The sequence below is a fragment of the Arthrobacter sp. 01N444 genome, from assembly GCF_056399305.1.
This window is the reverse complement of the sequence record NZ_JBFTRB010000004.1, coordinates 13,845-25,502: the sequence shown is the minus strand read 5'-3', so window position 1 is coordinate 25,502 and position 11,658 is coordinate 13,845. Positions and strand designations below refer to the sequence as shown.

10 protein-coding genes are annotated in these 11,658 nt (G+C 68.8%); 6 read left to right on the top strand and 4 right to left on the bottom strand.

From position 1 onward, the window contains the following. Positions 1 to 26 precede the first annotated feature (26 nt). The gene (locus AC1DKN_RS06395) at positions 27 to 1,166 is read right to left on the bottom strand and encodes an AI-2E family transporter (protein ID WP_476870788.1); all 1,140 of its coding nucleotides are present in this window, start codon (positions 1,164 to 1,166) and stop codon (positions 27 to 29) included. 30 nt (positions 1,167 to 1,196) lie between these two features. After that, a complete protein-coding gene (locus AC1DKN_RS06390) occupies positions 1,197 to 2,714 on the bottom strand; it encodes a CYTH and CHAD domain-containing protein (protein ID WP_476870787.1) in 1,518 nt (505 codons plus the stop codon). Positions 2,715 to 2,954: 240 nt separating this feature from the next. On the opposite strand from AC1DKN_RS06390, the gene AC1DKN_RS06385 reads away from it, so the two are divergent. Continuing rightward, positions 2,955 to 3,224 (top strand): hypothetical protein, encoded by a 270-nt coding sequence (locus tag AC1DKN_RS06385; RefSeq protein WP_230011455.1) that lies wholly within the window; start codon positions 2,955 to 2,957, stop codon positions 3,222 to 3,224. A 130-nt stretch (positions 3,225 to 3,354) separates the two neighbouring features. On the opposite strand, the gene AC1DKN_RS06380 is transcribed toward AC1DKN_RS06385, so the two are convergent. Both AC1DKN_RS06380 and malQ read right to left on the bottom strand, forming a co-directional pair. Continuing rightward, positions 3,355 to 4,428, bottom strand: coding sequence for an alkaline phosphatase family protein (locus AC1DKN_RS06380; protein ID WP_476870786.1), 1,074 nt, complete (start codon positions 4,426 to 4,428; stop codon positions 3,355 to 3,357). 120 nt (positions 4,429 to 4,548) lie between these two features. Beyond that, complete coding sequence (gene malQ, locus AC1DKN_RS06375) at positions 4,549 to 6,792, bottom strand: 4-alpha-glucanotransferase (protein ID WP_476870785.1); 2,244 nt, start codon at positions 6,790 to 6,792, stop codon at positions 4,549 to 4,551. 155 nt (positions 6,793 to 6,947) lie between these two features. On the opposite strand from malQ, the gene AC1DKN_RS06370 reads away from it, so the two are divergent. The 5 genes from AC1DKN_RS06370 (at position 6,948) to AC1DKN_RS06350 (ending at position 11,587) form a co-directional block, all read left to right on the top strand. Further along, positions 6,948 to 7,301, top strand: coding sequence for a TraR/DksA family transcriptional regulator (locus tag AC1DKN_RS06370; RefSeq protein WP_476850934.1), 354 nt, complete (start codon positions 6,948 to 6,950; stop codon positions 7,299 to 7,301). Further along, positions 7,298 to 8,086 (top strand): M50 family metallopeptidase, encoded by a 789-nt coding sequence (locus AC1DKN_RS06365; protein WP_476850935.1) that lies wholly within the window; start codon positions 7,298 to 7,300, stop codon positions 8,084 to 8,086. Before AC1DKN_RS06370 ends, AC1DKN_RS06365 begins: the two co-directional genes overlap by 4 nt. A gap of 9 nt (positions 8,087 to 8,095) precedes the next feature. Continuing rightward, positions 8,096 to 9,163 carry a glutathione S-transferase family protein gene (locus AC1DKN_RS06360; protein ID WP_476870784.1) on the top strand — a complete coding sequence of 356 codons (1,068 nt, stop codon included), beginning with the start codon at positions 8,096 to 8,098 and terminating at the stop codon, positions 9,161 to 9,163. A gap of 53 nt (positions 9,164 to 9,216) precedes the next feature. Beyond that, complete coding sequence (locus AC1DKN_RS06355; protein WP_476870783.1) at positions 9,217 to 10,341, top strand: serine hydrolase domain-containing protein; 1,125 nt, start codon at positions 9,217 to 9,219, stop codon at positions 10,339 to 10,341. An 82-nt stretch (positions 10,342 to 10,423) separates the two neighbouring features. Continuing rightward, positions 10,424 to 11,587 (top strand): FUSC family protein, encoded by a 1,164-nt coding sequence (locus AC1DKN_RS06350; RefSeq protein WP_476870782.1) that lies wholly within the window; start codon positions 10,424 to 10,426, stop codon positions 11,585 to 11,587. Positions 11,588 to 11,658 lie beyond the last annotated feature (71 nt).

Genomic DNA, 11,658 nt, shown 5'->3' with positions numbered 1-11,658 from the left:
TTCAGGCAGCGCCCGGAACGGCGGGCCTACCGCGGCTCCGGTCCGGGCAGCTCCGGCCCGGGCAACTCAGGTCCGGGCAGCTCCGGCCCGGGCGGCTCAAGTCCTGGCAGCGGGTCCTTGCCGGTCCATGTCTTCACGACCGTCCACGTGACGGCGGTGATCGGCACGGCCAGCAGCGCGCCGACAATGCCGGCCAGTATGGTGCCCGCCGCCAGGACGAGCAGTATCGCCAGGCCGTGGATGCTGAGGACCCTGCCCATCAGGACCGGCTGCAGGAAGTGGTGTTCGAGCTGGTTCACGCCGATGACCACGGCCACAACAATGAGCGCCTGGACCAGCCCGTTGGAGACCAGCGCGACGACAATGGCGAGGGTGCCTGCGACGGTAGCGCCGACGATCGGGATGAATCCGCCGATGAAGATGAACACTCCCAGCGGCAGGGCCAGCGGCACTCCCATAATGGCGAGGGTGATCCCGACGACGAGACCGTCAACCGCGGCCACCATGGCCGTGCCGCGGACATACCCGCCCAGGACGACGGTACTGCGATCCGCCGCCAGCCGTGCCCTGGCGCGGTGGTCGGCCGGCAGCATGCCAATGAGAAAGGCCCGGATTTCGGGACCGTCCTTGAGGAAGAAGAACAGGGTGACGGCCATCAGCACCGCGCCGGTGAAGATTTCCACCGCCGTGCGGGCACCGGTGAGGGCTTCTGCACTGAACGTGCTCGAGGTGAAGAACTCCCGCACCGAGTCCATGACGGCGGTGATCTGTTGGTCGCTGACAGGGACAGGTCCGTGGTTCAGGAATGAGTGCAGTTGCTCGACCCCCGCAGCGGCCCGGGCCGTGAGCTCGCCCCACTGGTTGGAGACCAGAATGACGATGCCGGCGATGACGCTGCCGAAAACGGCGAGAATGGCCACGAACGAGGCAACCACCGCGAGGGCGCGCGGCCAGCCGTGCCCGGTGAGCCAGCGGACCAGCGGGGAGATCGCTGCGGCCAGGATAACGGCGATGAGGACGGGGATGATGACGAGCGGGATGCGGCTGGCGGCCCAGATGATTGCCCACGCGAGGGCGGACACGGCCAGGACCTGCACGGAGCGGATGCTGGCGCGGCCCAGTCCGTCCGACCAGATGGCCGGCATTGCGTTGCGGGGTTCGATCATAGGGGTTCTCCCGGCGTTCGGACGCGGCGGCTAGGCCCAGCGCAGGGGCTTCGGCCTGGACTGTTGCCACGCATCGTAGAACCGCAAGCGGGCTTCGTTGCCGCGCTGCTGCTCGAGGGCGTGCAGGCGCCCGAAGGTAAATCCGCTGCCGGGGGCATCCGCGGCCTGCCCCGCCAGCACCAGTAGGGATTCCCGGGTGACGACGCTGTCCTGGAAGTCTCCGAGGATCTCCTGGATGCCCTCCGCGGCCCGGGCAACGTTCGTTGCTTGAGTGCCGAAAATGGGGGTAGCCGCCTCTGCGGCATAGCGCAGCCGCTTGGCAGCCTTCCGAACTTCATGCAATGCGGCATCCTGCGGTGTCCCGCCTGTGCCGCCGTCAAGGGACCGGACCGCCGCCTTGAGGCGTTTTCGTTCCGCGGAAACGAGCCGGCCAACCGTCCCCGGCGCATCATTGCCTGCCCCGCTGCTCAGCGGAGGTACCGCAAGGAAGGCATCGAGGGCATCGAGGAGGCGGAAGTAGCGGGCGCTGTCCAGCGCCGCCAGTCCGGCGGCAAGGCCCTGTTGCTGGACAGTGCCGAGGTGCTCCTGGATCTGCTGCGCGACTGGCCCGATCAACAGCTCCGCAGGTTCGGCACTGATCATTTGCGTCAGCCGGGCACGGATGACCTCGGCGTCCCTGGCCTGGCCCACGTTGCCGGCGAGCCACTGGAGCTCGCCGCTAAGGAACCTGGCCGACGTCGTATCTGTGAGCGTTCGAAAGGTTGCCAGTGCCGACCGCAACCGGCGGGCGGCCACCCGGAATTGATGCACGGCATCGGGCGCATTGACCCGGACGCGAGGATCATGCAGCTTCACGGCGCGTATCTGTTGGGATACGTACGAGAGCATGACGTCCGAGGCCGGCCCGCTCGGGCTCGGTTTCGGAACCGTGCCCGGATTCTCCGGATAGTCCGGTCCGAGCGCCCGGGCGAGCTTGGACGGGTGGGTGGCGATGGTGACTCCCTCTGCGGCGCACAGGGCGTCGGCGTCCTGCAGCAGCCGACGGGGGCCGCCGGCGAGTTCCAGTTCCCATTCCCGCCACCGCGACGGTCCCGCGCGGGTTAGCAGGGATTGGGCCTCGACACGGTCGTCACTGAAGTTGGCAAGGACTGCGCCGTCGGCGGCGTACAACCGCGTGACCCTCCGGCTGGTCCGGATGTGTGCAACCGGCATCAGCGCGTGGCAGCGGGTGTGGACGAGCACCAGCTGCCGCAAATTTTCCGGCACGGCATCCTGATCGCCGCCAAGCGGCTCCCGAATCGCCCGGCGCTCCCCCACGGCGACCGGCAGTTTGAGATGCCATCCTGCATCCGGACCGCCTGACCGCCGGCACAGGGTGATCCGTTGCCTGGCCAATGCCAGTGCTTTGGTATCAAAGTAGACGGCGTCCAGCAATTCGTTGACGGGCTGCCCGGCGCGATCTACCCCTGGGATTGATGCCAGTGGCGGGAGGGCGTCGGATTCCGAAGGGCTGTACTTGCGTTCCACCTCGATCGCGTCGGCGGCCATGCTTCATTTTAGGAACTCCCGCACGCGCCGGGCTTGTGCCCAAAGGCCCCTATCGGAGGAGATTGTCACGGGAACCGGGCGCTGGGGGCGGGCGGCCGCCCAGTTCAGGGCGGCGGCCCTCCGTAAGGCACACAGACGCGCGGTATGAGGCTGGAAAAATGACTTGCCCGGGCATGCGGCGGCGAGTAACTTTCGGAGCAGTGGGCCGGCGGACCGCTGGCCCCCTGCGAGAGGACCGCCATGCCAACCATAATCGGCCACCACGATGTCAAGGACAAGGATCATTGGCTTGCCTCGCCGAAGCGCGAAGAGGTGTTCGGCCCACTGGGGATCACCAACATTCGTACGTTCGTCAACCCCGAGAACCCGACGCAAGTCGCAGTGATGATGGATGTCCCTGACGTGGATGCCCTCATGGCCGCGATGCAAAATGACGTAATGGGCGAGGCGATGGCCTACGACGGCGTACTGCCCGAGACCCTGGTCTTCCTCGTCGAGGCCAAGCCCTAGCTTCACCCGGGCGGACACCGCCGGCGGTGCAGGCGGATGTGGCGAAGCTCCGGTCAAATAGCGGTTGACCGGAGCTTCGGGTCCATTATGGGCAGTGGTTCCTGTGTATTGGCCGGGAATAGGCTGACCGCTAGTGGTTCAGCAATTCACCCATGAGCGGCGCATTGCGCACATCATCGGTCAGGGGGCTCAGCCCCCACACGTCCTCGATGGTGTGCAGCAAGGAATAGTGCGAGTAGGCGGCATTGGATGTGAAGTGCTTCCGCGCTGCCGGGCCGGCAAAAACCGTAGCCACCCGGTTGTCGTCTTTGCTGCCTTCATCCCACGTGAGCACCAGCAGGGAGTTCTGCGTCGTGAAGGCCGGGGATCCCAGGATCCTGGGCACTTCGCGGGCGAGCCAGTCATCTCCGGTACCGATGGAGCAGTCGTGGGTGTCGTTGCACATGTCCGGGCTGATGAAAGAGTAGTCCGGCAGGGTCGACGGCGACTGCAGGTCCTGCCCCAGCCGGTCATACGGAACAACATGGTCCGAGCAGGAGGCCACGTCGTCCGTCACGGCAGGGTAATACATGAACGGATTATGCTTCACCGCATACCGGCGGGAGTCATGCGCGGCGCAGGGCGCGGGCATGCCCTCGGCGTACATTTTCCAGGTCCGTCCGGATTGGGTGATCTCATCGGCGATCGAGCGCACATCGGCGGTGCACGAGTCCGGCTTGCAGTCGCTAGTGATGCCCGCGCTGGTTCCGCTCGTGAGGGCGAGATAGTTGGGCAGGCTCGGGTGGGTGATGGCCCGGTAGTTGGCGGCCACGGAGAATTCCGCTGCAAGCTTGTTGAAGTAGCCCGCTTCGCTGGCGCCCATGATCTGCGAGGCCGCCTTGTTCTCCTGGACGATGACCACAATGTGCGCGATTCCGCCGCTGGCCTGCCCGCCCGGAGCGGGGTGCGGGGCCGGCTGCGCGAAATACGGGGATGGTGGTGGGGTCGCGGCGGGCGTGTCCTGGCCGGGGGACGTGGGCGGCGATTCGGTCCCCGCCGGCCCGGCAGGCAGGGACCCGGCCGGTGGGGACCCGGCCGGTGGGGACCCGGCAGATGGGGACTGCGAAGGCGGGCCGGCCTGGAGGGGCTGCACCGACGTGCACCCCGCCAGCAGCATCGCCAGCGCCCATCCGCCGGCCAGGGAGAGTCGGCCGATCCGCGTCATCGGTCCATGCTAGCGGCCGGTATTGGTGCGGCCAATGCTGTTCGCATTCCCGGCCTCAGGCCAGGCTCAGGTCAAGAAGTTGCCCGCGCCCGGTCCACGGTCCGGCTCCCCCGTGTCCGGTCACCCTCCGGGATGCAGCGCGCCGCGGACGGTGCCCAGCAGGGACAGGAACCGCTCGTTGTCCGGCAGGTCGTCTATCAGCACCACACCCTCGGGAGCGGCCAGCGGAATGCGCCAGTTCGGGTATTCGGTGCTGGTGCCCGGCTGGTTCTGGGTCCGGGTCTCCCCCACGGCGTCGACCAGCGCCACCCCCAGCAGCGCTGACGGGGCCAGCGCCGTGTAGGCGTACAGCGCCTCCACCGTGGTCCGGACGTCCGTGCCGTTTTCCGCCAGCAGGCCGCGTGCCCGGACCCGGGCCAGCACGGCCTCCTGCTCGGCCGCGGCCTCGGCGCGTTCTTCCGCCACTGGCCGCCGCAACAGCCCGAGCGATTCGCGCAAGGTGACGTGTTCACCGGCGAGGTAGCCCGCCGTCGGGGGCAGATCGTGGGTGTTGACGCTGGTCAGGCACTGCTCGCGGTAGTGCTCCGGCGGAATCGGGCCATCGGCGTCGTGTTCGAACCACAGGATCGACGTGCCGAATATCCCCCGCTCGGCCAGGTAGCCGCGGACCCACGGCTCGAACACCCCCAGGTCTTCGCCAATCACGATCGCCCCGGCCCGTTGCGCCTCGAGGGCAAGGATGCCGATGAGCGCCTCGTGGTCGTAGTGCACATACGTGCCGCTCTCCGGCCCCCCGCCCTCGGGGATCCACCACAACCGGAACAGGCCGAGGATGTGGTCCACCCGGATGCCGCCGGCGTGCCGCAGCACGGTCCGGAGCATGTCCCGGTAGGCGGCATAGCCGGATTCGGCGAGCCAGCCCGGATGCCATGGCGGCTGCGACCAGTTCTGGCCCAGCTGGTTGAACATGTCCGGAGGCGCACCAACGCTCACGCCCCGGGCAAGTACGCCGGAGAGGGTCCAGGCGTCGGCGCCGCCGGGTTTTACCCCGACGGCGAGGTCATGGACGACGCCGATCCCCATCCCCGCCTGGCGTGCCGAACGCTGGGCCGCCTCGAGCTGCTGGTCGCAGAGCCACTGCAGCCAGCAGTGGAATTCGATCCGGGCTGCCAGCCTCGGCCGCTGCTCGACACAGTAGGGCGACGCCGGGGATGCCGCCGCTCCGGCCCATTCCGGCGCCGACGGCGGCAGCTCTTCGGCGAGCGCAGACCACAGCGCAAAGTCCTCGAGCCCCTGCCCCTGCTCGGCGCAGAAGTCGGCGAACTGGCGGGTGCGGGCCGGCCCGCGGCGGACCGCAAACACGCGTTCCAGGGCGGCGAGCTTTGCCGCGTAGCTGGCGTTGCGGTCCAGGAGGTCCCGGGAACGGTTGGCCGCCTGCAGGCCTTCGGCCAGGCGTGCCACCTCGGCCCGGCTGGCTGCGTCCAGGTAACCGTATTCCGGGATTTCCTCCACCCGCAGGTAGAGCGGGTTGAAAAAGCGCCGCGTGGTGGGCAGGTACGGGGAGTCCTCGACCGGCGGCACTGGTTCGGCGGCATGCAGCGGATTGACCAGCACAAACCCGGCCCCCTGCTCCCCCGCAACCTCGGCGAGGTCCCCGAGATCGGCGAAGTCGCCAATCCCCCAGGACCGGGAGGACCGCACGGAGTACAGCTGGGCCGTCAGTCCCCAGGTGCGGCGTTCCTTGAGCAGGGCCGAGGCGCGGAGCCGGTCTGGCGTAACAACCAGCGGACACTGCGCCGCCGTGCCCGCGGCGTCGGCTCTCAAGGTGTGCCAGCCGAGACCGAGGCCGCCGGGTATGGCGAACGTGGCACGTCCCGTGAGAACGCCGTCGACGTCGACCGGCTGGTCCCAGTTCTCCCGCTGGGCGGCCTCATAGCTGCTTCCGTCCTCGGCGTCGATCCAGACGCGGACCTCGCTTCCGTGCGGGACGTGGACCTCGACGTGGGACTCCTGTCCCTCCCTCACTACAAGGACCGGGGGCAGGATGCGCCGCCAGGGTGCCAGCCGGGACTCGGCCAGGGAGCGTTGCTGTTCCTGGGGCCCGTTGGCGGGGACTCCGAGGGCCGCCAGCACGTCCTGCAGGGTCCCGGCGGCCACGGAACGCTGCACTCCGTCCCAGCCCCAGTAGCTGGTGTCGACGCCATAGGCTGCGGCGAGTTCGCGCAGGAGCGCGTCGGCCGTATCAGCGTCCCCGGTCTGCCCGGGACTCCCGGGGGCCGCGGCGTTGCCGGCGTCTGCAGGATGATCGGGGTTTGGACGGTCCTCGGGGTTTGCGGGGGTCTCGGGGTGCGTCTGGTCCACCATGCGCCCACTCTAGACGCTGCCCCCACCGCCCGCGCTCTTTCCGTGGATGTGGGAATCATCTACCAGTTCGTTGAGTCCTTGGCCGGCTCCCGGCGCGGACGGCTCCTTCGGCCCGTTTAGGCGCCCCCGCAGCGGCCGCGCTAGCCTTGAAGCCTATGGTTGACGTCGAACGGTTCCGGATCCTCCTGCGCGAGGAACGTGACCGGAAGCTTGCCCTCCTGCCCGCCCTCCGCCGGGACATCACCTCGGTCAATGCCGCCCGCCTCGACTCCAACGTCGACGACGAACACGACCCCGAGGGCACAACGATCGCCTTCGAACTATCCCAGGCCTCCGCGCTCCTGGAACAGAGCAGGGCTTCCCTGCTGCAGATCGATGCCGCTCTCGCGCGGATGGACGAGGGCACCTACGGAATCTGCGCTGTATGCGCCACCCCGATTCCCGAGGACCGGCTGGAGGCCAGGCCCTGGACCGCGTACTGCATCGCGCATGCCTCGGGCAGGGCATGACCCCGCCCGGCCTGCTGGGGGAACCGAACCTGGCCCTGACATGGTGGGAGCGGATCGTTGCCGGATTCACCCACGCCCCCAGCCCGCATGTGAGCAGTATTGAGCTCGTTGCGGTGGTCCTGCTGGCAGTGGCCGTCTCCCTGCCCCGCCTGTCCTGGCGCTACTTTGGCCTGCTCGCCACCGTGACCCACGAACTCGGCCACGCGTTTGCCGCCCTTACCACCGGCCAGCGGCTCGGAGGCATCCGGCTGGGCCTGGACCACTCCGGCACCACCACGACGTACAGCAGGAGCCGCCTCTCCGCCGCCTGGTCGACGTTCTGGGGCTACCCCGTGCCGGCCGTCGTCGGGGCGGCGATGGTCTGGTGCGGTTTCAACGGCTGGGGGCCGGCCGCGATGTCGGTGGGCACGCTCATCCTCCTGGCATCCTTCCTGTTCCTCCGCAACGGCGTGGGTCTCCTCATCACCGCCGCCGCCGTACTGGCCTCGGCGCTCCTGGTGCTGTTCGTGCCGCCGGTATTCAACGGCCACGTGATGATCGTGCTGGGCCTGGCGCTACTGGTCGCTGCCGTCAGGGACCTCGGCAAACTGGCCAACGTCCATTTGCGGCACCGGGACAGGCTCCCGACGTCGGACGCCTATCTGCTGGCCCGGGCCACCTCTATCCCCGCCGCGGTGTGGATTGCCCTCTTCGCCGTGGTTGTGGCCGGGGCATGGTGGTTTGCCTGGCAGCCGATGGCGCCCGTGTTCACGGCCGCGTTCGGGCCGTTCCCTTCCCGGCCTTAGGCTGGGACCATGAGCCTGAGTACCCACACCGACGATCCGGGATTCAGCACCAAGGGCGCGTATGTGACCGGCGGCGAGGAATTCACCCGGGATACCAACTACATTGAGGACCGGATCACCCGGAACAGTGCCACGGGCGCCCACGGCGAACCCGGCTGGCCCGTGGAACCTGGCCGCTACCGCCTCATCGCAGCGCGCGCCTGCCCGTGGGCCAACCGCACGGTGATCGTGCGCCGGCTCCTCGGCCTGGAGGCGGTCATCTCGCTCGGCCAGCCCGGCCCCACCCATGACGCCCGGTCCTGGACGTTCGATCTCGATCCGGACGGCTTGGATCCGGTCCTCGGCGTCGAACGCATCCAGGACGCCTACTTCCGCCGCTTCCCCGACTACCCCCGCGGGATCACCGTCCCGGCGATCGTGGACGTCCCCAGCGGGCAGGTAGTCACCAACAATTTCCCCCAGATCACGCTCGACTTTTCCACGGAGTGGACCCAGTACCACCGCGCCGGCGCGCCGGAGCTGTACCCGGAGCACCTGAGGGAAGAAATAGACGCCGTCAACAAGCGTGTCTTCACTGAGGTGAACAACGGCGTCTACCGCTGCGGCTTTGCCGGTTCCCAGGAGGCCTACAACGCCGCCTACGATCGGCTCTGGACGGCCCTGGACTGGCTCGAGGAACGCCTGGCGGGCCAGCGGTACCTGGTCGGCGACACGATCACGGAGGCCGACGTCCGGCTCTTCACCACACTTGCCCGCTTCGACGCCGTCTACCACGGGCACTTCAAGTGCAACCGGCAAAAGCTCAGCGAAATGCCGGTGCTGTGGGCCTATGCACGGGACCTCTTCCAGACCCCCGGCTTCGGCGACACCACCGACTTTGTGCAGATCAAGCAGCACTACTACATCGTGCATGAGGACATCAACCCCACCGGAATCGTCCCGCGCGGGCCGGAACTGGGCAGCTGGCTCACCGGGCACGGCCGCGAAGAACTCGGCGGCCGGCCGTTCGGCGACGGCACACCCCCGGGACCGGTCCGGGCCGGCGAAGAGGTTGCCCCGGGACACGGCGCAGCCTGAAGCCGCCGGCGCCCGGGACGGCCGTTAGGGTGTTGGTCATGAATATGGGGTCCATGGAACACGCAGCGCAGTCCCTCTCGGCCGGCTTTGCCACCCGGGAGTTCGCCGAGGTGCGTGAGCTCTTCGACTCCTTCCTTTCCGAGGACCAGGACTACAGCGCGCAATTGGCCGTCTACCGTTTGGGAACGAAGGTGGTGGACCTCCGCGGCGGCCCGGGGTTCGCTGCCGGCGACATCACGGGCACGTACTCGTGTTCCAAGGGCGCCGCCGCCATGGTCATCGCCGTGCTCGTCCAGGACAACCTTCTCGATCTGGACCGGACCGTCGCGTCCTATTGGCCGGAGTTCGGCGTCCACGGCAAGGACCTGCTCACCGTCCGGCAGGCGCTGTCCCACCAGGCCGGGCTGCCCGGCGTCGCCGGCGGGTTCGCCCTGGCCGACTTCACCGAACCCGAGGCGGCCCGCTGTCTCGCGGCCTCAGCGCCGCTGTGGCGGCCGGGCACGGCTTTCGGCTATCACGCCCTGACAATCGGGATCCTCATGGAGGAACTCTGCCGCCGCACCGCCGGAGTGCCGCTCCAGCGGCTCTACGAAGAGCGTATCCGCCGCCCGCGGGGCATCGACTTCTTCCTGGGCCTGCCCGAGGACCAGGAACCGCGGTACCGCGAGGTGCTCTACGACCCTGACCCGGCCCAGCCGTGGCTGGACCCGCTCAGCCTCGACGGCCTGAACAGCAACGCGCCGGTCAGCACCATCATGGAACTGCCCAACCACCGCGTCGTCCGTGCCGCGGGAATGAGCAGCGCCGGCGGCGTGGGCTCGGCCGACGGACTGGCCAGACTCTACGCCGCCGCCACGACCGGGGTGGACGGCGGCCCCGCGTTCCTGAGCCCGGCCACCATCGAACTCATGGCCGCTGAGCAGGTGTGGGGACTGGACCGGTGCTCCGGGCAGGACAACGCCTTTGCCGTCGTGTTCATGAAACCCCAGCCGGGGCGGAACTTCGGCAGCCACCTGGCCTTCGGACACGAGGGCGCCAACGCGGCCCTCGGCTTCGCGGATCCCGGTTACGGGCTCGGATTCGGGTACGTGCCGCGCCGCAGCGAAGAAGGCCGGACCAGCGGCCGGGCCCAGCGGTTGTCCGCGGCAGTGCGGCGGGCCGCCCGCGACGCGTCCTGACCGGCCCCCTGCAGGCTCCTGCGGCGCCGCAGCAGGTTCGTCCATTTGTAGCAGCAACCACGCGGCCCTAGGGTGAGCCGGGATGGTCACTCCAGAAAAGACAACAGACAAGCCGCCCTCCTGGCTGCGCATACGGGCCCATGGCGCGGCCAGCGGCGTCGCGGCGGCGCTCGTGTGGCCGCGGCTCCAGCTGGCTCTGAAGGCGGCGCTGGCAGCGGGCATTGCTTTCGCGATCGCGCCCTTCATGCCGGGCTCCGCCGCTGACTACCCCTACTACGCCCCGCTCGGCGCCCTGGTGGCCATGTACGAGAACGTTGCCGGTTCCATGCGCCAGGGCCTGCAGGCGCTGGTCGGTCTGGCGATCGGGGTGGGACTGGCGTTCATGCTTTTCAGCCTCGGCTCGCCGTCGCCGTGGACGGTCGCGGTGGTCATGGGACTGGGCGTTATCCTCGCCGGCCTGCCCAAGATCGGTTCGGGCCGGGACTGGATCCCGACGGCGGCCCTGCTGGTACTGCTGGTGGGCGGCCACAACCCGGACTCGTTCTCGTTCGGGTACCTTTTCCAGATGGCGGTCGGCGTCACGGTGGGCATCGTCGTGAATCTGTTGGTCTTCCCGCCGCTGCATTTCCGGGCCGCGGCCCTGAGCATCGTGGAATTGCGCCAGGCGCTCGCCCAGCAGCTCTGGGACATGGGCAAGGCGCTCAAGGAGAGCTGGCCGCCGGAGCATGTTGACTGGTCCCGCCGCTCGGAAGCGCTCGCGGCGCACGCCCGCTCAGTGCGGCTCGCCGTCGAGAAAGCTGACGCCAGCCGCCGGGCCAATCCCCGCCGCCGGCTGCATCCGCGCGACATCACCCTCGACTACCGCAACCTGCGGGACCTGGAGCGGCTCACATTCCACGTCCAGGACGTCACCCAGGTGCTCTCCGACGTCATCTGGGCCGAGGACACCCCGTTCGTGATTCCGGACGAATACGCGGCACCCCTCGGTGACGCCATGTCCGCCGTCGGCGACGTGCTGCGAGCCACGGAGGAGGACGACCCGGATCGCCAGGCCGAGCTGGCCCGCACCGCCGACGCGGCGATCAACGAGCTCACCGCCAGGCTTGGCTCGGTGCCGCACACCCACGACGCCCCCAGCGCGGTGGAATCCATTCTCTTGAGCATGCACCGCATGCTGCGGGTGGCGAAGCCCGGCCGGCCGGAAGAGCAACCGGCGGACCCGTCCGAAACCCCGTCCGCAACCTAGGCAACCGGCAGGCACAACGACGGCGGCTCCCGCCGGGGTAACCCCACAGCGGATGCCGCCGTCGGACTGTC